Annotated in this window: 17 protein-coding genes and 1 pseudogene; 14 read left to right on the top strand and 4 right to left on the bottom strand. The window is 43.2% G+C overall.

Annotation, left to right across the window (positions count from 1 at the left end; genetic code table 11):
• Window positions 1-326: 326 nt before the first annotated feature.
• The 5 genes and pseudogenes from IPM34_14635 to fabG all read left to right on the top strand — a co-directional run bounded on the left by IPM34_14635 (window position 327) and on the right by fabG (window position 5,257).
• Window positions 327-836 (top strand): thioredoxin family protein, encoded by a 510-nt coding sequence (locus IPM34_14635; protein MBK8956772.1) that lies wholly within the window; start codon window positions 327-329, stop codon window positions 834-836.
• Window positions 837-1,006: 170 nt separating this feature from the next.
• Window positions 1,007-1,924, top strand: coding sequence for a UDP-3-O-(3-hydroxymyristoyl)glucosamine N-acyltransferase (locus IPM34_14630; GenBank protein MBK8956771.1), 918 nt, complete (start codon window positions 1,007-1,009; stop codon window positions 1,922-1,924).
• A 5-nt stretch (window positions 1,925-1,929) separates the two neighbouring features.
• Window positions 1,930-2,526: pseudogene (locus tag IPM34_14625) on the top strand (DUF1211 domain-containing protein).
• Window positions 2,527-2,749: 223 nt separating this feature from the next.
• Complete coding sequence (locus tag IPM34_14620) at window positions 2,750-3,832, top strand: anhydro-N-acetylmuramic acid kinase (protein MBK8956770.1); 1,083 nt, start codon at window positions 2,750-2,752, stop codon at window positions 3,830-3,832.
• 681 nt (window positions 3,833-4,513) lie between these two features.
• Window positions 4,514-5,257, top strand: coding sequence for a 3-oxoacyl-[acyl-carrier-protein] reductase (gene fabG / locus IPM34_14615; GenBank protein MBK8956769.1), 744 nt, complete (start codon window positions 4,514-4,516; stop codon window positions 5,255-5,257).
• A 237-nt stretch (window positions 5,258-5,494) separates the two neighbouring features.
• Here fabG and IPM34_14610 read toward each other — a convergent pair whose 3' ends face one another.
• Window positions 5,495-6,931, bottom strand: a complete 1,437-nt coding sequence (locus IPM34_14610; GenBank protein MBK8956768.1) for a polysaccharide biosynthesis C-terminal domain-containing protein — start codon at window positions 6,929-6,931, stop codon at window positions 5,495-5,497.
• 97 nt (window positions 6,932-7,028) lie between these two features.
• On the opposite strand from IPM34_14610, the gene IPM34_14605 reads away from it, so the two are divergent.
• From IPM34_14605 to IPM34_14595, 3 genes are read left to right on the top strand one after another with little or no spacing between them, the layout of a single operon-like run.
• Complete coding sequence (locus tag IPM34_14605; protein ID MBK8956767.1) at window positions 7,029-8,075, top strand: M42 family metallopeptidase; 1,047 nt, start codon at window positions 7,029-7,031, stop codon at window positions 8,073-8,075.
• 19 nt (window positions 8,076-8,094) lie between these two features.
• Window positions 8,095-8,343, top strand: a complete 249-nt coding sequence (locus IPM34_14600) for a 4a-hydroxytetrahydrobiopterin dehydratase (GenBank protein MBK8956766.1) — start codon at window positions 8,095-8,097, stop codon at window positions 8,341-8,343.
• A 36-nt stretch (window positions 8,344-8,379) separates the two neighbouring features.
• On the top strand, window positions 8,380-9,528 hold the full coding sequence (locus tag IPM34_14595; GenBank protein MBK8956765.1) for an aminotransferase class I/II-fold pyridoxal phosphate-dependent enzyme: 1,149 nt from the start codon (window positions 8,380-8,382) through the stop codon (window positions 9,526-9,528).
• 371 nt (window positions 9,529-9,899) lie between these two features.
• Here IPM34_14595 and IPM34_14590 read toward each other — a convergent pair whose 3' ends face one another.
• Together IPM34_14590 and IPM34_14585 are read right to left on the bottom strand one after the other, a co-directional pair.
• Entirely contained in the window at window positions 9,900-10,646 is a 747-nt protein-coding gene (locus IPM34_14590; protein ID MBK8956764.1) for a response regulator transcription factor, read from the bottom strand.
• 3 nt (window positions 10,647-10,649) lie between these two features.
• Window positions 10,650-13,556, bottom strand: coding sequence for a histidine kinase (locus IPM34_14585; protein ID MBK8956763.1), 2,907 nt, complete (start codon window positions 13,554-13,556; stop codon window positions 10,650-10,652).
• A gap of 340 nt (window positions 13,557-13,896) precedes the next feature.
• On the opposite strand from IPM34_14585, the gene IPM34_14580 reads away from it, so the two are divergent.
• From IPM34_14580 to IPM34_14570, 3 genes are all read left to right on the top strand, one after another.
• Complete coding sequence (locus tag IPM34_14580; protein MBK8956762.1) at window positions 13,897-18,387, top strand: gliding motility-associated C-terminal domain-containing protein; 4,491 nt, start codon at window positions 13,897-13,899, stop codon at window positions 18,385-18,387.
• Between the two features lie 582 nt (window positions 18,388-18,969).
• Window positions 18,970-19,443 (top strand): BatD family protein, encoded by a 474-nt coding sequence (locus IPM34_14575; GenBank protein ID MBK8956761.1) that lies wholly within the window; start codon window positions 18,970-18,972, stop codon window positions 19,441-19,443.
• Window positions 19,443-21,035 (top strand): protein BatD, encoded by a 1,593-nt coding sequence (locus IPM34_14570; GenBank protein ID MBK8956760.1) that lies wholly within the window; start codon window positions 19,443-19,445, stop codon window positions 21,033-21,035. Before IPM34_14575 ends, IPM34_14570 begins: the two co-directional genes overlap by 1 nt.
• Window positions 21,036-21,051: 16 nt before the next feature.
• Here the strand turns inward: IPM34_14570 and IPM34_14565 are convergent, their stop codons facing one another.
• Complete coding sequence (locus IPM34_14565; protein MBK8956759.1) at window positions 21,052-21,465, bottom strand: hypothetical protein; 414 nt, start codon at window positions 21,463-21,465, stop codon at window positions 21,052-21,054.
• A gap of 413 nt (window positions 21,466-21,878) precedes the next feature.
• Here IPM34_14565 and asnS point away from each other — a divergent pair, with 413 nt between their 5' ends.
• The 3 genes from asnS to IPM34_14550 are packed head-to-tail and all read left to right on the top strand — an operon-like array spanning window position 21,879 to window position 25,036.
• Entirely contained in the window at window positions 21,879-23,312 is a 1,434-nt protein-coding gene (asnS, locus tag IPM34_14560) for an asparagine--tRNA ligase (protein ID MBK8956758.1), read from the top strand.
• A 48-nt stretch (window positions 23,313-23,360) separates the two neighbouring features.
• Window positions 23,361-23,945 (top strand): OmpH family outer membrane protein, encoded by a 585-nt coding sequence (locus IPM34_14555; GenBank protein ID MBK8956757.1) that lies wholly within the window; start codon window positions 23,361-23,363, stop codon window positions 23,943-23,945.
• Entirely contained in the window at window positions 23,942-25,036 is a 1,095-nt protein-coding gene (locus IPM34_14550) for a glycosyltransferase (GenBank protein ID MBK8956756.1), read from the top strand. Before IPM34_14555 ends, IPM34_14550 begins: the two co-directional genes overlap by 4 nt.
• The last annotated feature ends 16 nt before the right edge of the window (window positions 25,037-25,052 follow it).

Here is a 25,052-nt window from a genome sequence, read left to right as displayed (position 1 = left end):
GCTTTCAGCTTGATAAATTATGGGCTCAATTGGCATTGTCCTCAGCAGTTTCGACATTTTAACATTGTTTTAATGTGTTAAAACTTTCGCCGCAATGAGCTTAATGAACACAATAGATCCTTAAAAAAAGCAAAAAAACAGGCAAAATCCGACCATAAATACATTTGAAAAATATAAAATCCCGGATTCAAGGACGAATTTTCAATTTATATAACATATATAGCATTAAACCGAAATTGAAATTGGATGTTTTATTACCCGAACATGCATAAATTTGCGTTCTGATTAATAAGAATTCCAATAATCATCATTTAAAAACTAGATACATGAAATTATACTTCTTCATTTTTGCTGCATTTCTGGCATTTAACCAAACTGCACAGGCGCAGGCCAGTTCAAAAACAGGGCCTTACAAAGCCACTCACGAAGGATGGTTGGTAAGTCTGGACGAAGCTTATGCCCAGTCCAAAAAAACCGGTAAACCGATCCTGGCAAATTTTACAGGATCCGATTGGTGTGGTTGGTGCAAGCGATTATCAGCGGCTGTATTTGTAAAAGACGAATTCAAGAGCTGGGCTAAAAAGAATGTTATTTTGCTCGAATTGGATTTCCCAAGATCTTTTGCAGTACCCGACAATATCCGCGACCAGAATTACAGTTTGCAGCAATCATTTGGGGTTAGGGGTTATCCCACAGTTTGGTTATTTGACATCGATAAGGACAAGAAAACCAATCAATACAGCTTCAATGCTTTAGGTAAGACAGGTTATACACCAACTTCTAAAGAATTTACAGACGGTGTCGATCAGATGATGTCCAAGCGCAAAAAGACCTGATACCGGTTTTAATAAATCATTTCGAATTATGGAACTGAATACCAGCCCAATTTTGGCAGGATCTTGATTATTTACTGAAGTCGGTATCCGGGTGGCAGGTTGTTTGATGCGCTTTGAAATTATTGACTAATTTCGGGGCTGATCCGGATCATAGAATCTCCACTGGAAACATGTCTCCAAATACAAAAAAGAATTTCAGTTACGCAGATGTTCAGGGATGCCTTATTTACCCACATCGGATTGAAGGAGATCCAACCAACATTTCTTTCAACAAAGCCAGTAATTTAGAGAATAGCGATGACACAAGTTTGATTTGGCTTGGCGCGGCCAAGGTAAAAAATCCACAGGAACTTGCATCATTAAAAGCCAATCTTGTCATTGCACACCAAAGCCTGGAAGACCTTGTTAAAGCAGAAGGAAATCAAACATTTATTTTTACAGAAGCACCCAAAGAAACATTTATCCAAATTCTCCAAAAACTATTTGTTTCGCCTCCGCAAGCGATGATTCATCCTAATGCCATCATTGATCCGGAAGCCAAAATAGACAACAACGTGAGCATTGGAGCATTCTGCCTGATCGGGAAATGCGAGATCGGAGAAGGCAGTATCATACACAGCCACGTCGTGGTTCACGATCAAAGCAAAATCGGAAAAAGAGTTTTGATAAAAAGCCACACTACCATTGGTTCTGACGGATTTGGATATTCAAAAACGCAGGAAGGCCATTATGTTAAATTCCCTCATTTAGGAGGTGTTGTTCTGGAAGACGATGTTGAAGTTGGATCAAATACCTGCATCGACAGAGGCACTTTGGGAAATACAGTGATCGGCCAAAACAGTAAAATCGACAATCTCGTACATGTTGCACACAACGTAAAGTTGGGTAAAAACTGCCTCGTCATCGCGAATGTGCTTATTGGAGGCAGCACCGAATTGGGGGATGATTGTTGGGTGGCTCCATCCGCCACCCTGCGCGACGGACTAAAAATCACTTCCGGCGTAACCATCGGTATGGGAGCGCTGGTCACCAAAGATCTGGATGTACCCGGTGTTTACCTCGGTAGTCCGGCAAAACTTAAAATTTGAATGTCATGACCAAAGCAAGACTGGAAGCCTTCAGCGACGGCGTACTCGCCATCATCATTACCATCATGGTCCTCGAAATGAAAGTTCCTCACGGTTCGTCTTGGAGCGATATATTGCCCTTGTGACCGGTTTTTGTTTCGTATGCCCTGAGTTTCGCCTATATTGGAATTTATTGGGGCAACCACCATCACATGATGCACAGCATGAGTAAGATTACCTCTGGCATCATGCTGGCTAATTTGAATTTGTTGTTTTGGCTATCGCTCATTCCTTTTGCTACAGCTTGGATGGGTGAAAATCATTTTGCAGACAACACCATTGCTTTGTATTGTGCCGTGCTCCTGATGGCAGCCATGGCGTATTACATTTTGCAAACCCTGGTAGTGAAACATCATCTGCATCCCGAAGAATTTACCAAAGCTCACCAGCTCCAAAACCGCAAAGGACAACTTTCTCTGGTTGCTTATATCAGTGCATTGGTTGCGGCCTACGCCTATCCTTTGATTTCAGGGATATTGGTTTTAGGGGTTGCCGTCATCTGGCTGATCCCCGATAAAAATATTGAACGGGTTTATCAATTGAGAGAGAAGAATGGGGGATAGAGGAAGCCTAAAGCAGAAAGCGATAAGCAGAAAGCGAGGATGTTGAAGATTGGAACAGGGTGGATAGAGCAAAGATCAGAAGAAAAGTCTAAATCCCGATAAAATGGTATAATACTTCAAAAAAGAAACAGTTAGCTTTATTTTATCGGGACGAAAAGTCCCCGCTAAAACCGCTTCTTAAATTTAAGCTGTTTAAAATTCCTGATTTATAAATGATGATTACATGAAAGTCATTGGACTGATGTCGGGGACCTCGCTGGATGGTTTGGATATGGCCTTGGTTGAATTCAAAGAAACGGAGAAGCTAAATTTTAAGATACAGGCAAGTCATCACATTGCTTATGATGAAAACTGGAGCAGAAAATTAGCTAATGCTTTCTATCAAAACGACGATGAATTGAAAGCGCTGGATCGAATTTATGGGGAGTGGCTGGGTATTCAGGTCCGGGATTTTTTAGCTCAAAATGGATTGCATGCAGATCTCATCGGTTCGCATGGCCATACCGTTTTTCACCGGCCGAATGAAGGACTAACGCTCCAAATTGGAAGTGGTAAACAGGTAGCCGAGATTACCGGGATTCCCGTAGTTTGTAATTTCAGACAACAGGATGTTGCTCTGGGTGGACAAGGAGCTCCCCTCGTGCCTATTGGTGACGCCACCTTGTTTTCAGATTACGCTTTTTGTCTGAATCTCGGTGGATTTTCGAATGCCTCCTGGGATCATGCCGGTGAGAGACGGGCTTGTGACATCGGACCTTGCAATATGTTGCTCAACGGACTCAGTCAACGATTGGGTTTGAAATATGATCCGGAAGGACAACATTCCAGAAATGGAAAATTAATTCCTGAATTGCTTGAAGAATGCAACCAAATAGCGTTCTACAAAGAGAGTCCGCCTAAAAGTTTGGGAAGAGAGTGGTTTTTAAATAATTTTAAAAACGTACTTTCAAATCAAAACCACACAACAGAGGATTTATTGAGAACTGCGGTTGAACATGCAGCGGTACAAATCGATCAGTTTCTCAAAAGCATTGTGAAATCGCCCGGGATGGATCAAAATAAATCTGCTTCGGTCTTTTGTACCGGAGGTGGTACTTACCATAATTTTCTCATGGATCGATTGAAATGTTTAGGTCTTGAAACATTCGATTACATCATTCCTGCAAAAGAGCTGGTCGACAACAAAGAAGCTCTTGTATTTGCATTACTGGCTTTCCTGAAATGGAAAGGCCGAATTAATGTGCTGAAAACTGTGACAGGAGCAAGCAGAGATCATTCCAGCGGAGAGGTGTGGGGAAGAGACTAAGGAGCAAAGATTATAGAGCAAGGTTGAAAAGCATTTAGGAACTTTAATTTAACCAAAATCCAGCCCCGTAGGGGTGACATCTTAATAGGGAATGGAAATATCATAAAATCCATCCCCGTAGGGGTGACATCTTAATAGGGAATGGAAATATCATAAAATCCAGCCCCGTAGGGGTGACATCTTAATAGAGAACGGAAATATCATAAAATCCAGCCCCGTAGGGGTGACATCTTAATAGGGAATGGAAATATCATAAATCCAGCCCCGTAGGGGTGACATCTTAATAGGGAATGGAAATATCATAAATCCAGCCCCGTAGGGGTGACATCTTAATAGGGAATGGAAATATCATAAAATCCAGCCCCGTAGGGGCGACATCTTAATAGAGAATGGAAATATCATAAATCCAGCCCCGTAGGGGTGACATCTTAATAGGGAATGGAAATATCATAAATCCAGCCCCGTAGGGGCGACATATGAATAGAGAATTTCAAAAAATATATTTAATTTTAATTTAAAGGAACTTTTAGTTCTTACATAAGATTTTCCTAAACGACGAAACGACGAAACGACGAAACGACGAAACGACGAAACGACGAAACGACGAAACGACGAAACGACGAAACGACGAAACGACGAAACGTCAGTCAAATTTTTATCTTTACCGGCAAAATAAATGGTATGATGATTTCAGGAAAAATAGCCTTAGTTACAGGAGGGAGCCGTGGAATTGGTGCTTCCATTGCAGAAGCCCTTGCAAAAAACGGAGCACATGTGGCCATTACCTATGTTTCATCTCCCGACAAAGCACAGGAAGTGGTGGAGCGATGTTTAGCTCATGGAGTTCAGGCGAAAGCTTATATGTCCAATGCAGCCGTGCACGCAGATGCAGAATTATTGATCCAGTCTGTAGTAACAGATCTGGGAGGCCTGGATGTTTTAGTGAACAATGCCGGTATAACCAAAGACAACCTGATCCTGCGCATGACAGAAGAGCAATGGGATCAGGTCATTACGACAAATCTCAAGTCTTGCTTTAATCTTACCAAACACGCAGCGAAGCACATGATGCGCACGCGAAAAGGTTCTATAATCAATATTTCTTCCGTGGTAGGTGTTTTTGGAAATGCCGGACAATCCAATTATGCTGCTTCCAAGGCCGGCATGATCGGCTTCACCAAGAGCATGGCCAAAGAACTGGCCTCGAGAAACATTCGCTGTAATGCATTGGCTCCCGGCTTTATTGAAACCGAAATGACGCATGTTTTGGATGAAAAAACAAAAGAAGCTTTTATGAAGGCAATTCCACTGGGTCGTTTAGCCAAACCGGAAGAAGTTGCCGATGCCGTATTGTTTCTGGCGTCCGACAGGTCCAGTTACATCACAGGTCAGGTCCTTAGCGTTTGCGGTGGTATGAATATGTGAGTTGATAGATGTGAGTTGATAGATGTGAGTTGATAGATGTTAGTTGATAGATGTGAGTTGATAGATGTGAGTTGATAGATGTTAGTTGATAGATGTTAGTTGGTAGATGTGAGTAAACTAACGCTCGTTATCTTTGCTCAAAACGTAAATTTTTACTTTTTTTCTTCTTGTTCCTCCTGTTGCCTTCAGTCTTATGTCTTAAAACTTCAGGCTTGTTCCTTCGATTAACATAAAGATTTAGGTTCCTCTCCTGTGAACAAACACATAAGCAGCGAAAGCATAAACGACGATGATCGCCAGCGAAGTAAATCGTGCTAACCAATCCTTGATCCCAAGGTGGGTATATACCAGTGGCTGACACCAAATTAATAGAACAGCCAACCCCAGCCACAAAGCCATTTTCATCATTTCGTAGGGAATAGGAAATTTCTTTTGTCCCTGGTAATAGGCCATTGCACATATAAATCCATAAGCAACCAGATTTGCATATGCTGCAGAACGATTTCCGAAATATGGAATCCACCAGATATTGAGCACAATCATCAGTAGCATTCCACTGAGACTGACCAATGCCAGCTGATGGTTGTTGTCTGAGAGTTTGTACCAGCTCGATATATTGGAATACAGTCCCATCAGGATGTTGGCAAGCAACAGGATGGAAACAAGTTGCAATTCTCCGCGGAAATTTTTATCGAGTAAAAGTGCTATGTCATTTATAAATAAACAGGTCATCAAATAAATCAAAGAGCAAGCCAGTATAAAATACAGCGATACTTTTGCAAACAGCGGTCTGGCCTGTTCTTGTTTTGATGAACGGAAAAAAAATGGTTCAGCGGCATAATTAAACGCGGTTACAAATAAATTCATAATCACAGCAAGACGAACTGCAGCATTGTACTGACTGCTGGTTTCGAGGTTTTCGATAATCGAACCTGGTAAAAAATATTTTAAAATACTGGTTGATCCGTATTGAATGACAATAAAGGATAAGGTGACCAACAACAAAGGTGAAACGTATTTTAAAAGTTTGTTGGCCATAGACCAATCGGCTTTAGCCAGCGACGCTTTCATTTCAGGGATCAGACACAGCAGGACCCAAATACTTCCTATGAGATTCGCAGCCATGACCCAAAATAATTTTTCACCAGCATCCCCTTGCATGGTGGTTAGAAAAATCAAAACCAGGATCACATTGAACAGCAATCCGCTCAATTTTATCCAGGCATAACGCAGTGGTTTTTTTTCATACCGAATTCTTGCAAATGGCAAGGCACTGATCACATCGAGTGCGGCAATCCATGCAGCCACATAAATCAAATTGCGCAAATCGGGATATTGTAAGATGTTCTCAACGAAATCAATGCCCAGATAGACAAACAACATGAATGCTGCACAACATAGAAGGACCAGCTGACTGGCCAGCGGATAAATTTTGGATGCATATTTTTCGTCGGATGCAAATCGAAAAAAACCGGTTTCCATTCGGAGTCCTAATATTCCCAGAAACAGGGCAATTAGAAAATACAATTCGCTGTAGATGGAAAAATAGGCTTTGTCTTCTGAAAAAACCCGGGTCAGATAAACCGTGACAAGTAAGAAATTGATGACCCTGCCGAGTGAATAACTCAAACCATAGATCAGGGTTTCTTTTGCCAGACTTTTTATTCCTGCCACAGCCGCAAATCTCATAAAAATCAGCTACATACATAGTATCAAAAGGCATATTTAATCAATTAGTCTGCTTGGCTTATTTTTGGCCGGAGATTCAGACATGGCGGAAATCGATTTGCTTCAGGCTATTTGTAAAGCTCCCGGTGCACCGGGTTTTGAACAGCGCATTCGTGCCCTGCTCATGGAGACACTTGAAAAGGATGTGGATGAAATGCGCATCGATGCCATGGGAAATCTCATCACCTTTCACAAAGGACAAGGCCATCAAAAGTTACTGCTCACAGCACACATGGATGAGATAGCTTTTATGGTGCAGCATATTGACGACGAAGGATTTATCCGATTTCTGCCTTTGGGGGGATTCGACCCCAAAACACTCACCGCTCAGCGGGTCATTATTCACGGTAAAAAAGATATTCCCGGGGTTATGGGAAGTAAACCGGTCCACGTAATGAGTGCAGAAGAACGAATGAAAGCACCGTCATTAAAAGATTTTTACATCGATACCGGTTTGTCTAAGCAGGAGCTGGGCGAAGCGGTTCAGCTGGGAGATCCCATCACCCGCGAAAGGGAAATGATCCGGATGGGAAAGTGTCTGAATTGTAAATCGCTGGACAATCGCATTTCTGTTTATGTGCTGGTGCAATTGATGAAGCGCTTAAAGGAAAGGCAAGCTCCTATCAATGTTTATGGCGTTTTTACGGTACAGGAGGAGGTCGGACGAAGAGGAGCTTCGATTGCTGCCAACAGCATTGCTCCGGATTTTGCCATCAATATCGATACGACCATAGCCTACGATGTACCCGGTGCTCAGGCATACGAGTTTATAACCAAACTGGGGCAAGGTGTTGCCATCAAACTTTTCGATAGCAGTGTGATACCCGATTCCCGGATGGTTGCATTTTTGAAATCAGTAGCAGATAAAAATAACATCAGCTGGCAGGCAGAATTGCTCACGGGTGGTGGCACAGACACGGCTTCGGTGCAAAGAGCCGGCAATGGAACGATTGCAGGTGCAATCTCCATTCCTACCAGGCATATTCATCAGGTCATAGAAATGGTACACGAAGACGATGTCGATGCTGCAGTTCACCTGCTTGAATTTGCCGTGAGGGAGTTGAACGATCATTCTTTTAAATTTCATTAAATACCAATAAAACGAAAATATGTGGAAAGAAAGCAGTAACAAATTGAAAGCGATTTTTGAATTTCGCGATTTTGGAGAAGCCTTTGCGTTTATGACGGAGGTTGCATTTCAGGCGGAAAAACTCAACCATCATCCCGACTGGAAAAACTCCTGGAATAAAGTTGAAATTGTTTTGACAACCCACGATGAGGGAGACACGGTGACTGAAAAAGATCGCCGCATGGCGGGCGAGATCGACCGCATTTATAAAAAGTATACCAAGCATTGAGCTTTACTCAATTCAAACTGAATACGCTTTTTTTGGATGAACTTTAATATCCAATCGAAATTACCGCAGGCAGGAATTTCCATTTTTGCGAAGATGACGGCACTGGCACAACAACACCAGGCCATCAATCTGGCGCAGGGATTTCCTGACTTTTCTCCGCCAAAAGAGTTGTTTGATTTTTTAAATGAAGCAGTGTGGTCGGGGTTTAACCAATATGCCCCGATGCCCGGACTGCTGCATTTAAGAGAGCAGATTGCCAAACGAATCCTGGGGAGATACCAGTTTCAGGCCGATACACAAACGGAGATCCTGGTCACGGCCGGGGCCACACAAGCGATTTATACCATCATCAGTGCATTTGTCAGACCCGGCGATAAGGTTTTAATTTTTGAACCGGCTTACGATTCTTATGGTCCGGCTGTAGTGGTCAATGGGGGCATACCGGTTTATCTTAAATTAAACCTACCCGATTTTTCCATCCCCTGGGATCAACTGGAAGATGTCCTGGCGAGGGAATCCATAAAAATGATCCTGATCAACAACCCGCACAATCCGGCAGGCAGGATCCTGCAAGAAAGCGATGTCAAAAATTTTGAAGCGCTGTCTGAAAAATATAAGATCCTGATGGTCTGGGATGAAGTGTATGACATGCTGGTTTTTGACGGGAACAACCACATCAGTGCGTTGAGTTATCCCGGATTGATGGAATCGTCGATAGTGGTGTTTTCAATGGGCAAAACCCTGCACAATACGGGCTGGAAGATCGGCTACACCATTGCGAAACCTCAACTGACCAAAGAAATCAGCAAAGTGCATCAGTTTCTGGTTTTCAGCGTAAATACTCCCGCCCAATATGCCATTGCGAAGTTCATGGAGCTTCAACCCGGGTTTATTAATGCCCTTCCCGGCTTCTATCAGGAAAAACGCGATTATTTTCTGAAATCGATGGCATCAACAGGATTGCAATTCCATCCCTGCGAAGGTTCCTATTTTGCAATCGCACAAATTCCCGAAGACTACAAAGGCAGCGATGTAAAGTATGCAGAAGATCTGGTGCAACATCAAAAAGTTGCAACCATTCCGGTTTCCGCTTTTTACCACGACGGTTACGACCCGGGTTTGATCCGCTTTTGTTTTGCAAAAACGCAGGAAACCATAGATGCTGCTGTAAGTCGACTGATTTAAAGGTGTCTGATGCCTCCGGGATCATGGATTGCGTAGGAATTCATAATGCTGCTATTCTTTATAAATGTGGAAAAAAATTCCCTTGCTTTGCTTGACGTTTCATTTTAGTCACCTCGTTAATTTTCTGAGAACTTTGTAAAAGAGATTTTTAGGTTCCCGGACATTTAAACTTCCCGATAAAAAAATCTTGATAATTTGTTTTCTAAAGGACCAGGTTCCATTTTATAGGGACGATTTTTAGGTCTATCTTTCCTTTTTCCCTCCCGATAAAATGCTCTTGATTAATTCTGTTCAGAAGGATATACTGTTTTTATCGGGAAACCCTTTTTCCCTTTCCCCCTTCAAACCTTCAAACCTTTCCACTTTTAAGCTCAGATCTTCTTATACAAATTTAAAAACTCATCCTTCCTGGCTTCCGAAACCGAAATCGTCGAACTGTCTGTCAGCGTAATGGTGAGTGCCTGATTGCGATTGAGCCGAGTGATGTGTTCTACGTTGACAATGGCGCTGCGGCTGATCCTGAAAAACTTTTGCGGATCGAGCGATTCTTCGAAGATCCGGAGCGTTTTCGCCACTGTCACATTGCGTTTGCTGCGCAAATGGATGGTCGTATAATTGATCTCGGCTTCCAGCCATAGGATGTCGCTGGTTTCGACCATATCGTAGCCGTTCTGATGTGAGATCGCAATGCGGGTATTTCCCTGGTTGAGGTTGTCGATCAGGATCTTATACGCTTCGTTCATCCGGTGGTTGGCATCGATTTTTCTCACTTTAATCACGGCATCTCTCAACTCATCCCGATCGAGAGGTTTAAGCAGGTAATCGACTGCACTGATCTTAAATGCCTGGATGGCGTAATGGTTGTAAGCTGTCGTAAAGATGACCTTGAGGTTAGGATTTAGGTTGTAATTAAACAGTCCGAATCCCGATTCATTGGGCAACTCGATATCGAGAAAAACCAGGTCCACTTCGTGTGACCTCAGATATGGCACAGCCTGAGCTACGGATTCGAAAACGGCAACAACACTTACGTATTCGGTGAGCGAGCCGAGCATTTTAATTAGAGCAACCTGGCTCTGCTTTTCGTCTTCGATGATGATGGCGTTAAGGACTAACATGATTTATAGATTGATGGTGACTTGAGTACCTGCCGATTGTCCTGAGGCATCGTAGAGATCGCGGATCTGCAAACCGATCTTTTGCCGGCCCCGGTCGATGATGGCCAGTCGTTCGCGAATGGTTGCGATGCCGGTCGATTTCCTGCCATTTTTCTTCCAGCGGTTGATTCCACTCGAAGATTCCCGGCCAATCCCGTTGTCCTCGACTGTACAAACCAGTTGCCCATCAGTCATTTCGAGTTTGATTTTGAGATAGCCCTCACTGCCTTTATGCAGCAAGCCATGTTTAAAAGCATTCTCCACAATGGGTTGGATCACCAATGGAGGCAGAAACAACTCTGTAGCTTTTTCTTCCACCGCAGGATCAACAAACAACTGAATATCAACCTTTTCCTTAAATCTCAAACGTTCCAGCTCCAGATAGTTCCGCAAAAATGCCAGCTCGGTCTCCAGGCTTATGCGCTTCTCTCTGGATTGGTCGAAAATCATCCGAATCAGTCGACCGAATTTGGAGAGATAATTCATGGCATTAAAATGATCGTTGTTGGAAAGGAATCCCTGGATAGCATTCAATGCATTAAACATAAAATGCGGGTTCATTTGATTTTGAAGAGCTTCTTCTTTAAGTTGATTCAATTGGTCTTCAAACATTCTTTTCTTTTCCAATTCAATTCTTTTTTTCCGTTGCCGCCAGTACGATAAACTCACGCTAAAAGAACTTAAGCTGAGAACCATGATTAAACTGAACCAAATTGATTTGTACCAGGGAGGTAATATTTCAAATGTTTGCTCAATAATATTTGAATCAATTTTATCTTCGTTTACACTTTTAAATTGCAAATTGTATTTTCCTGCTCCCAGACCAACGAACTCTACTACTTGTGATGGAGTTGATAACCATTGACTGTCCCGGTTTGCGAATCGATAGTATAAATTCATGGACCCTCCTGAAATCAAACTTCTTGATTGAACTACAAACTTTAAATGATTTTGATTGTAAGCCAAAGGTGATTTGAACTTAGATTGTCCTTCTCTGGAGAATAATTTAGCATCTTGAATTTCAATATACGGAATTTCCTGATTCGGATTAATGTTTTCAATCGGAATCGTAAATAATCCTTTCGAAGTTCCTATCCAAAGTAAGTTATTATGACATTTAAGATCATTAATTTCATTGCCTGGTAAACCATCGATGACATCGAGATTATAACCTAACCGTGTATTTTTATTTAACATATATACACCCTGATCTGTTCCAATTGCAAACTGGTTTGGATTAATCGTACAAATGGAAGAAACATTGTCACTTGGTAAACCAGATTGGGTATTAATCGAATCCATGATCTCTGTTCCATCAAATAGGTATAATCCTTGACCATCCGTACATAGCATAAGTATGGAATCGTTTGAATTATAGAGTTGCTTAATAAACACTTCCGTATTTCCGATTTTTTCCCACCCGTTGCTTTTACTTCTCTTGTACAAACCATTGACCGTTCCTGCGTAAAGCACACCCTTAAATTCACTGATACAAAGAGATCTGACATCCAGTTCTCTGTATTTTTCCAAGTCATCAACTTGAGGTTGGTACAGTTTTGAATAGGGAATATTATATACTCCAAGTGAAGTGCATAGAAAAAGTTGATGTTCATTAATGTGGATCCCTGCTTTAATACTGCCTATGTTGAGATCTGCACAGGGAATATGACGGGTATTTGCTTTCTCAATAATTTGCAAACCGACATCAAATCCGAGTATAGTATTCCATTTTTCAATTTCCTGAATAAATCGAACTCTCCCCAAACCTTTATATTCTATTTTGCGGAGTTTCAAATCGTTATTAAAAATGCTCAATTTTCCATTGTGATGTCCGACAAATATTTGATTATGTATGGGCTGAATTACATACGCCTCATCCGATGCAATATCGCTCTTATCCGATGTGTACACCATGGATCCATTGTTCAAATCTAAAAGAAGGCCATGATCTGTCGTGCTTATCCATTTTCGATGATGACAGTCTTCGATCACGGTGTTCATGTACAAGGTGTAATGTGAAATGGATTTCAGTTCTTTATCCTTTAAATCATATAGGTAACTGGATTCATTTGTTCCAATAAACAATTCATTTTCATTGATAAAATTGATATAGTCTATCTTGTTGTTTGTAATGTCCGGAAAATATTGGCTGGACAGAATTTGATTACATGAATCCAAAATCCATATATAGTTTGAAGCGATAATGATCGAATAATTATCGGAATGAACCATGTACCTGTCAATTTCATGAATAAACTTTACCTCATGTTGATTCAGTATTTTTTGAGATGCAATAAGTTCGTTGGAGTCAATCGCATAGAGATCAAACGAACGTTTTCTTTTTTCATAATCATAACCAATCAAGGCACCATCTTTCAATCCGAGAAAAACGTAATTCCTTTCTAAAATCTGCTTTTGATTGAGATCAAAAAGATTGTATTTTATACTTTGAGGAGAATCAGTTTTGGTCCATGAAATATAAATAAAGGGATTTTTTACATAAAACGAATAGATCTCCCCTATAGGCTTTATACCATGTAAATCTAAATAATGTAAAGAATCATTGCGGACATAAAAGACATCGCCAGCCATGTTATAAAACCAGGGAATTCCTTCGTTGTCCATAAATGAAAAAGGAGTATCCTGACTTTTCATACCGCGAATACCATACCTTTTAAATTCCCTACCATCAAACCTGCAAATACCTTTCGGTGTAGCGATCCATAGAAACCCTTTTGGATCCTGTAAAATGCCGTACAGTGTCATACTAGGCAATCCATCGTCATCTGTAAATTGTCGGTAAGCAGGACTTTGACAAATACTGGTACAACACCAAAAAGTAAAACACCAAAATTTAATCAGTCGCTTCACAAAGATCAATATCAATTTTATAGACACTCTCGTACAAATATATACATTCTTGCCCTGCAAGATATCAATGCTTTTAGCATCAAATCCTTCGGATTTTTATTGTTCTTGTTCAATAAACACAATGCTTATTTGAATCATAGGAGTGCCCGTTTTAATAAATAATCCCGTAAAAATTATTTTTCAAAATTTTAGTTCCCAGTGAAGGGTATTCCTGAGGATATTGGTTTTAAGTCCGAAAATATATCTTCCAAGAATGTTGTTACTGTAAATTCTCTCGCTTCTTAAATTTCCATGAGGCTGATATAGCTACTTATACCTAAATTGGATCTGAATTGGCTACATGTTATACCCTATGTTAAAATTATATTTCATCCGGTTGCTCTTGTTTGTCCTGCCCATGACGGGCTGGTCCCAGTATTGCGACTTCGACGCAAAGCATCGCGGGCTGCTGGAGAGCAGTCAGGACTACCGGAAAAAAACGGAAGAGATGGAGAAGGCTATCCATCGCTACAGCCTGGACTATTACCAGAACCGGGTGCAGCCCCGGTCGCGACCCAGTTATACGCTCCCCGTGGTCGTGCATCTGATCGTGCCACCCGGTACAGCCATCGGACAAGGAAACAACCTCAGCGACAGGCAAGTCGAACAGGGGCTGGATTACCTCAATCAGGCATTTGCCAATGCGGGGCCTTTTGCCGCCGCTAACGGCAGCGACATCGGCATCCAGTTCTGCCTGGCCCGCCGCGATCCATCCGGTTTGCCAACCAATGGCATCACACGCACTCCGAGCAACCTGGTCAACGACCCCATGTGTTTGCCCGGCACCAATGCCGCCAGCGATGCAGCACTCAAAGCCCTGGTGGGCTGGGACTGCTCGCGCTACATCAACATTTATCTGGTGACCGACCTGTTTAACAACAACTTCGGCTGCAGTCTGGCCGGATATGCCTATTTTCCGGGTGCTCCCTGTACCGTCGATGGCATCGTTCAAGAAAGCCGCTACTGGAACTCGATCGGGGGTACGGTGGTGACGGCCCACGAAATGGGGCATTTTTTCTCGCTCAACCATACCTTCAACGGAGGTTGCACCAACAACAACTGCCTGCTCGACGGCGACCGGGTCTGCGATACGCCTCCCGACAATTCGGCTTCGTTTGCTCCCTGCAATACCAACTCCTGCGCGACCGATGCTCCCGACCTGCCCGACGACAATACCAACTACATGGACTACTCTTCCTGCGCTCCGGTACACTTCACCGACGGCCAGCGGGTTCGTATGATCGCCGCCCTCGAAACCACCCGCAAATCGCTGATCGCGTCCAACGGCTGTCTGCCTCCGGGCGACTACGATGCCACAGCTTTGGATCTGGTTTTTATCCATTCCGTTTGCACCGATACGCTCTGCCTGCAACTCAACATGCGGAACGACGGGATCCGCCCGTTCTCATCCATACGTATCGACTACCAGATCGACGGCATCCCGCAAACGCCTTACATCTGGAACGGAAACCTCAACCCTACCCAATCGGCTTCGGTGCTTCTGCCCTGTTTGCCAATCAACCCGGGCAATCACAAGGTCGACCTGCAACTGGGGCAGCCCGACAACCAAAACGATTTTTATCCGCAAAACAATAATCTATCTATATCGTTCGACATCTTCGACGAACTCAAACTAACGATCGATAGTTTGCAGCCCACGCACTGCATCAGCGACGGAAAACTCTGGGCGCATGCCACTGGCGGAGGGGGAAGTTACATATACCGGCTCGACAAGAGGGCAGGTTCCCAAACCGATCCGTATTTTCAATTGCTGCTCTCGGGCAATTACACACTGTTTGCAGAAGATGCAAACGGATGTCAGACGAGCATTCCGGTGGTCATCCCCGACAGCTGCGCCGGTATCGGCAATAAAAAATTCATCACCAACGGCAATGCCCGCCAATTAGGCAATGATTGCTACCTGCTCACCGAAGAACGCTACTTTCAGTCGGGCTCGATCTGGTACGAGGACAAGGTCAGCCTGCACCAAAGTTTTGATATTTATTTCGACCTGAGTCTCGGTTGTCTGGATGGACCGGGCGCAGATGGCATCGCCTTTGTTTTTCAACCCATATCGACATCCATTGGTGTGGCAGGCGGCGGATTGGGTTACCAGGGAATTGTGCCCAGTCTTGCGGTGGAGTTCGATTCGTATCAAAACGGAAATTACAACGACCCTCCCTACGACCACATGGCAGTGATGCGCAACGGGAATGTCGATCACGGTTCGGCCGACAACCTCGCGGGACCCACCGGCATCCTCAACGGAAATGCCAATGCAGAAGACTGTATGTTTCATAAGGTGCTCATCCGTTGGAGTGCAAGCAATGCCACCCTGGAAGTGTATGTCGATTGCAATTTAAAATTGAGATATTCGGGAAATATAGTGAGTACGATTTTCAACAGCGATCCGAATGTATTTTTCGGATTCACGGCAGCAACCGGAAGTGCTATCAACGTGCAGCAGATCTGTCTGAATTACATCAGCGGCATCACTACACTGCCCGATCTAACCATCTGCGACGGAGAAGCCATACAGGTTTCTGCAAAACCGAATTTTGCAAAATACAGCTGGAGTCCATCCCGGGGTGTCAGCGATACCAGCATTTTTAATCCCGTCATCCAACCCGATACCACCACGACTTATCGCATACGATACCAGGATGCCTGCGGATTCAGTTATGAAGATTCCATGACCATCTTCGTCAAAAAATACAAACTGCAATACGAATTGCAACTCAGTGATAGTTGCGGATCATTCAGAGGCGCTTTGCTGCGCGTACTTGAAAAACCGGAAGACAGCGCAGCTTTATACAGCAGCGACGGCATTTATTTCTACAAGCAGTTGTATTTTGAAATACCTGAAGAAGGATTTTACACCATCTATACGAAAATCGGAAATTGCATTCTGCCCGAACTGATTGAAGTCACAGCATACCAACACCGCCTGCGCGACAGTCTCATACGGGTTCAGGCCATGAATTGCATCGATTCGGGGCGGATCGTGATCACTGCATTGGAAGGAATTCCGCCTTATGCCTACCGCATCAACGGTGGAGCCTGGCAAAATGACGGTATTTTCAGCGGACTGATTCCCGGAAACTATCTGGTAGAGATCAAAGATGCCACGTCATGTGGGGTGAGCAGAGCTGTCGACGTGGGTTTATTCAGACCACAACTGCAACTGAACCTGGATTCAGCTCAACTGGAGATCAGCTGTTGCCGGCCCCATGCATTTATTGCCGTAAGTGCCGATGGAAGTTTTCCATTTTACTATTATTCATTGGATCAGTCTTCCTGGGAACAAAGCGATTATTTTAACAATCTGAATCCGGGGCCGCATATCTTAATAACACGCGATGAATTTGGTTGCAGCTCAGATACTTTACATTTTGATGTAATTGATCGCAGCGCAACACAACGCGATACGCAGATCTTCAAAATTTGCTCGGGCGAATTTGTGGAAGTCGGAAACAACAGATACACAACCACAGGGACGTATGTCGATGTATTTCAGAATTTGTATTGCTGCGATAGCAGCGTCGTCACGATGCTTACCGTAGAACCGGTATATGACATTTCAAACCCAAAGCGCATTTGCCGTGGCGACAGCATTGCCGTTGGGAGCAAATTTTACAAGAGCAGCGGCAACTACCGCGATACTTTACAAAGCATTCATTCCTGCGACAGCATCATCCAGACCTCATTGGTGGTCGATCCGGTTTACGACATGAAGTTGCAGCCCGTCATCTGCGATGGCGATTCGGTTTTTGTTGGAAACCATGTTTACACGAGCAGTGGTGTGTATATCGACAGCCTGCAAACGCGGTTGGGATGCGACAGCATTATCCGGTCAGAATTGACGGTCAATCCCCGGAATCAATATGTACAAAACATTCAGCTCTGCAAAGGACAATTTGTGCGCGTTGGAAATAAACAGTACAACTCGACCGGTCTTTATACGGATCTGCTGCAGAATCGCTTTGGTTGCGACAGCCTGATCGAAACCCGTTTGTTGGTGGATACGGTGGACGTATCCATTCAACTGGATACCATAAAATGTTTTGGCGACGATGATGCCACTTTGCGGGTGGCACCCGTTTCCGGAATACCTGGATTCAGGTATGCCCTGGACGATACCACTTCGTATCAGAGCAACAATACATTTTCACCGCTGACTCCCGGAAACTACCAACTGTTCGTTCAGGACACGCTCGGTTGTGAAAATAAATATTCCGTAGTAGTATTTGACCCACAGCAACTCCAGGCAGATCTTCCTGTTGAAATCAAATTGACCCTGGGCGATAAAACTCAGCTGTTGCCTTTACTGAATTTCATACCGGCATCTGCATTATGGACGCCTGCAGACGGACTCTCCTGCACAGATTGCGTGGCCCCTTATTTGCAGGCCTTGCAAAATGCAACGTATGAAGTCATCCTCACCAATTCGGCAGGATGTGAAGTTCGCACGAGCATAAAGATCATCGTCGACAATCAGACCGATGTCTATGTGCCCAATGTGTTCAGTCCGAATGGCGATCAGATTAACGACGTCGTCACGGTATTTGGCGGAGCCAGTATTCGCGAGATCGCGATATTTCGAATTTACAACCGATGGGGCAATCTGGTTTTCGAAAACCGGAATTTCCCGGTCAACCAACTGCAATACGGATGGGATGGCCGCTGGAAAGGCGAGCACATGAATCCGGCTGTATTTGTCTATTATTTAAAAGCAGTGAGGTTGGATGGTACGGTGTTGGAGAAAAGCGGGGACGTTAGTTTGGTGAGATGATGGGAGTAAGGAATTGACTGAAGGTCGTAAGGGTTAAATGCCTGTAGGCCTGCAGGCTTTTGGGCATTTAGGCTCTTAGGAATAAAAAAAGGTAAATAAGTATAAAGGTTTACAGTCCTTCATTAATCCAGGCTTACAAGTCTACAATCTTATAGGTTTACAGGTCTATATTCAAAAAACCGAATGCGATGCGTGATGAAGAATGGATTAAGGTGCAAAGTTTATAAAGCAAAAAGGAAAGATCCTATGGATTGCTTTCACGCTAGATTAAATTCTGCGTGAATCAGCGTCATCTGCGGGAAATTTTATGGGAATACTTTTTATAACGGGATCTCAGAAAACAGATTCCAGTCCTTATTTTTAGAAACTAAGAGCATGACTTAAAATATTTTTTTTCAAGATCGGTCACCAATTGCTAATTCAATTCCAAGGCTAAAGAGTTCAATAAGTTCAATAGAAGAATACCTACTCCCTGATTTTAGCTCCTATGATTTAAAAAATTATTAACGAAGATACCTTTATCGATATATTATTTTTGTGAATTCATGAACCAGATTAATGGATTTATCTAAACTCGAATGTATGAAAAAGCTATTTGTTTTTGCAATGATGATATCAGGTATGGTGCAAGCGCAAAAAATGGAGTTTAATGTTTCCGTGAGCAGCGATACCTTGCTGCTGGGCAATTACCTCGAAGTCAAATTTGAAGTGAACAATGGAAAAGGAAGGTTCATGGCCCCTGATTTTCAGGGTTGGACTGTAGTGTCCGGGCCCAATACGTCTTCGAGTTTTTCGATCATCAACGGCGATGTCAAACAGAGCAGTTCTTACAGTTATTATCTGGAAGCAGGTTTTGAAGGGGTTTATACCATCCTTCCTGCACAGCTGGAGACCGACGATGGCGTGTTGAAAACTCCCGAAATTCAGATTATTGTTTTGCCCAATCCGGAAGGGATCCGGCAGCATCCGAAGAACCGGGAAGAAAGCAAATATTTTATGGATGAAGCTCCGGTTAAAACCCCTGCCAAGAAAAAGAGAAAAGCCGTTAAAATTTAATGCAGCGCATTTACATTTTACTTTTTGTTTTATTAAGTCCTCCGGTTTGGTCTCAGGGTTTTGTCGTAGAGACGGATGCAAAAACTGTGTTGCAGGGATCCAGCTTTCGCGTCACGTTTAAGCTTTACAACGCGGAAGGAAGTGCTTTTCAACCACCCGATTTCAGTCCGTTCCAGGTCATTGCCGGTCCGTCGAGATCCATGCATACTTCCATAGTCAATGGACAGAGATCTTCCAGTCAGGGATATGTTTATGAATTGCTTGGACAGAAAGTTGGAAAGTTCAAAATTCCTCCGGCGAGCATCCGCGTTCAGGGTCAGGAATACCGCACCGGTGAATTGTGGATTGAAGTGGTAAAAGCCAATGAGAACCAGGCATCAAACCAGGATATTTTTATTGTTGCCAGTCTGGATAAGAGCAGCGTATTTGTAGGAGAGCAATGCCAGCTGACCTATAAACTCTATACCCGAGTTGCCATCGAAAACATTGAAGCGGCTTCGCGGCCAAATCTGGATGCTTTTTATGAAATGGCCGTCAATATGCTGAATAATCCGGTGCAAAGAGAAGTGTACAAGGGCCAGGAATACATGACCAAAGTGCTTTCCAAGACCGCTTTGTTTCCAATCAAATCGGGCAACATAGCGATCGATCCGGTGGTGTACCGGCTGGTAAGGGGCGACAACGACCCGTTTGGATTTGGGATGCCCTCTTTTTTCAGAAAGCAAATAGAAAATGTAAGTTGCAACAGTCTCGAACTGGAAGTACTATCATTGCCGGCATATTCATCGAGCTCCTTTTCGGGTGCCGTTGGAGAAATGGGGATGAAAGCCGATCCGCCCGGACACCGGTTTTCCTTGAACGACGCCATCCATGTGCATGTCCAGATTCGTGGGAATGGCCATTTTAAAGGCCTGACAGAAAATATGATCGTTGTCGATTCAGCATTTGAAGTCACCGATGTCAAAAAAGGGAATCCGCTCAAGATTACCGACGAGCCCGAGATTATACAAAGCCAGGATTTCGATTTTCTATTGGTACCCAAAATGGCGGGTACTTTTACCATCAGACCTGAATTTGTTTATTTCGATACACAAAAGCAGCAATATCAATCCATCAAAGACAGCTTTGAAATTTTAATTGTGGGCCAGACAGAAAATACAGGAATCGCATCAACGGGGTCAAAGGAACCGGGATTGATGGAATTGCCTGATTTCTATTGGAAATACAAACCCCTGCATCAGAATATTTTTGCGTATTTACTTTTCCTCTTTCCTTTGGCCACTTTTGGATTTTTAAAGTACAGGATCTATAAAACAAATGCCCGGCAAAAGACAGTATCATCGGCATTGGGTCCGGATGCAAACCAACATCCTCTGGAGAAAGAGTTTATGGTTAAAGCGCTTTTGCATTTGCAGATTTCTTCAGGTTCGGCCTCTGTTTTCCAGGTGAAAAACCTGCTGTCGCAACAGACCAATGATCCTAAAAGTATTGCGCTGTTGGGATGGTTGGCATCGTATGAAAAAATGAAATACAGCGGTCAGCTTAATGCGCAACTTGTGGATGAATTGAGAGTGCAACTGAAATCCATGTAAACCCTTTGATTTCGAATCAGTTTTTAGTGTAATGATCCTGGATAAACGCGAACATCTGATTCTCTGTCAATTTAGAGATTGTTAAGCAAGCAGACAATTTTTCCCTGATTTCACGATGCTCCTTCGCCCATTTAGAAAAATGCGTTTTCATTTGGGCCGGACCAAAAACGATAAAGTCCTCGACATCGCTGAGTTCGTGGGCTATTTTCTCAAAATAAGTTTCTTCCTGCTGTTGCCTGCGATTCTCGTGTTTCTTTTCCGGATCTATGTAAACATTTCCAACCCGGGTATATTCTTTACCCTCTCCTTTAAAACGCACATGCGTTTCAATTCCGGATAAGATGTGTTTTACAGACCTTCCGGATTCATTGATATTCAAAATAAATGCTTCGGTGCCATCCATCCAAACACCGGTTTGATTTTGATTCATATAACTCGATTAATAAAAATAGAACAAATTTTTTCAAGGGATTGTTTCTTTGTTGATACAACTGTTCAACGAAATAAGGGTAAATCGCGAAGCTGAAATTTAACCGGAAAGCTTATACCGAAACGCTGAACGTTTTAAATCAGTTTAAGCTCTTCCGGATGAAAGTTATTTCCTTGCTGGCTCCCATGCCGACGCAAGTCTTCAGATTTGTGAAGCCATAAAGCGGGACAAGTCTGAATTGTGCCCACTTCAGAACATGCCTTGGACTTGTTACAAACTAGAGTTTTATTTTGAAGCTTTCTAAAATATTATATTGTTTAATAATATGTAATATCATTAATTTCAATTAAATCTTCCGCCCACTAAAAAACAGTTTTGCCTGAAAATCTTATCTTTGCGCCTCAATAAGAGATATGCGGCGTACGAGACTTTCGGATGTTTTTAGTTTGGAAGCCCGGGGGCAGGAAATCCTGGTCATGGGTTGGGTTAAAGCCTTTCGCAACAACCGTTTTGTGGCATTGAACGATGGTTCCAGACTGGCCAATTTTCAGTTGGTGCTGGATGCCGAACAAACAGATCCGGAATTGCTGAAACGCATAACTATCGGCAGCGCGATTCAGGCGAAAGGTCAACTGGTTGCCTCCCAGGGTGCCGGACAAACCAGGGAATTGCAGGTCGCGGAAATTGTAATCCTGGGAGATTGCGATGCGTCCGTATATCCCCTGCAGCCCAAAAAACACAGCATGGAGTTTTTACGGCAAATCGGCCATCTTCGGTTCCGTACCAATACCTTCAGTGCGATTTTCAGAATCAGGCATGCCTTGGCATATGCCATCCACGACTTTTTCCATAAACAGGGCTTTTATTATTTGCATTCTCCGGTCATCACTGCCTCCGACGCAGAAGGTGCTGGCGAAATGTTTCAGGTCACCACGCTTAATCCATTGAATGTTCCGCTCGACGAGCAGGGTGCTGTCAATTATTCCAAAGATTTTTTTGGCAGAAAAACCCACCTCACCGTTTCCGGGCAACTCGAAGCCGAACTGGCCGCCACCGCTTTAGGTCAGGTTTACACTTTCGGACCCACATTCAGAGCCGAAAATTCAAATACTCCGAGACATCTCGCCGAGTTCTGGATGATCGAACCCGAAGTAGCCTTCAATGATCTGAACGACAATATGGATCTTGCTGAATCTCTTTTAAAAAGCATCATCCGATATGTCATGGAGCATTGCAGCGAAGATCTCGAATTTTTAAATCAACGGGAGCTCGATGAAGAAAAACAGAAACCACAGCAGGAGCGAAGTGAGATGAATCTCATCGAACGACTGAAATTTTGTGTGGAAAATAATTTCGAACGAATTTCTTATACCGAAGCCATTGAAATACTGAAACAATCCGCTCCAAACAAAAAAGGCAAGTTTCAGTATCCCATCCAAAATTGGGGTGCCGATCTGCAATCTGAACACGAACGATACCTGGTGGAAAAACATTTTAAGAAACCCGTCATCCTTTCAGATTATCCGAAAGACATCAAGGCATTTTACATGCGACAAAACGAGGACGGAAAAACCGTTGCGGCCATGGACATTCTTTTTCCGGGTATTGGCGAAATTGTTGGCGGTTCACAGCGGGAAGAAAGACTGGAATTTCTTGAAAGAAGAATGAAGGAAATGCATATTCCTGCTGACGAGATGTATTGGTATCTGGATACCCGTCGTTACGGTACCTGTCCACATGCCGGTTTCGGATTGGGTTTTGAGAGGCTGGTGCTTTTTGTGACCGGGATGGGCAACATCCGGGATGTCATTCCTTTCCCCAGGTTTCCGGGAAATGCCGATTTTTAATACGAACAAACGTTTGTTAGTTATTCGCGATCTTAAATCATTGATGTTATGAAAAATATAAATTGGGTACTACATGGGATCTCAATCCTTGGATTGATCTTTCTTTTTGTACAGAATCAGCAACTCAAATCGGGCAAAAGCACAGGTTCCGGCGCGAACGCTCAAAACACTTCAGGAATGGGTGGAGATATTGCTTTCTTTCAATCGGACAGCCTGCTGCCGAATCTCAATTTTTTTAAACAATCAGAGTCGGATTTTAAAAAGAAACAGGAAGAGATGATGAAAGAATTGCAGGCTAAAGAAAATAACCTGCGCAATGAATTTCAGAAATTGCAAAAAAATGCTGAAAACATGACCCGCAATGAAATGGAGAATGCGCAAAAAAGATTATCCGGTATGGAACGCGAACTCATCGAACGCAAGGAAAAGTTATCGGAGCAGTTTGCTATGGAAACTTCCGAATTCAATGAAGCATTGCATAAAAAAGTAATCGCGTATTTGAAGGAATACAACAGCGATGGAAAGTATCAGTATATTTTCAGTGTAGCCCGCGATGGAAATATTTTTTACTGGGATCCGAATAAGGATATTACACAGGATATGATCAAAGGGCTCAACGAACTTTACAAATGAGTCATGGGTCAACAGGCAGGATCCGTGTCCTGATGTTGCCACACAATGTTTCCTCCGACATGGATTTTCGGGTTGAAGCCCTGAACCGCTTCAGCGATCTGGAGATCAGGGCATATACCACACATGTCAACAAAATGCTGCCGTCCAAACATTGCAGGTATTTGCCAAACGGTTTGGTGAGTCTGAATCCGTTTAAAAGAATATGGGCTTATTTCCGTTATTGGACCATACTGCAAAAAGAACTCCGCTGGGCGGATGTGGTGCATTGGTACTGGGATTTTAATTACATCCCGGTGCTGAATATTCCACTGGAATATTATTTACTCAGAAAATTAAGGAAAAAAGGATTGATCCTCTGGTGTGGATCCGAAATCAGGAATCCGGACATCGATAAGTTTGTCAATCCTTACTATAAAAGAGAAAAGGAAGAAGGAAATTACGAATACACATTCGAATCGCCAAAGCGTTCAAAAAGAACCCAACATTTGTTTCACGAGCTTGGTTTTTTGCCTCTTGAGTTTATTGGAATAGGTCATTACCTCGATAGAAAATTATTTGCTCAAACGCATCGGGTCTTTCAGTTGATTGGACTAAAAAACTATCGCGCTGTTTATCCGAATCCTGGTAATCATTATCCACTGATCGTGCATTCCGCATCAAAGACCGGAGGGAAAGGAACCAAATACGTTTTGCAGGCCATTGAAAATCTCAAGTCGCAATTTCGATTTGAATTCAGGTTGTTGCACGACCTGAGTAAAGAAGAAGCACTGCAATGGGTTGAAAAATGCGATGTATTTATAGACCAGCTCATAACCGGCTCTCATGGTACTGCGGCAGTGGAAGCGATGGCCATGGGTAAACCGGTACTCTGTTACATCAATCCGGTGGTAGGCCGGGACTACCCGGAAGATCTCCCGATTTTGAATGCCAACCCGGATACAATTGAAATGGTGATCCGGGATTTACTCCAACATCCGGAAAAACGGACTGAAACTGGCAAAAGCAGCAGAAAGTATGTCGAAAAATATCACGATGATGAACAAAATGCTGCGGATTTGCATGAACTCTATGTTCAACTCATGTTGAAATAACATTAATTCCGGCCCC

It is taken from the genome of Saprospiraceae bacterium, assembly GCA_016716185.1.
GTDB lineage: Bacteria > Bacteroidota > Bacteroidia > Chitinophagales > Saprospiraceae > Vicinibacter.
The sequence above is the reverse complement of the archived record's forward strand: the minus strand, read 5'-3'. Positions and strand labels throughout refer to the sequence as shown.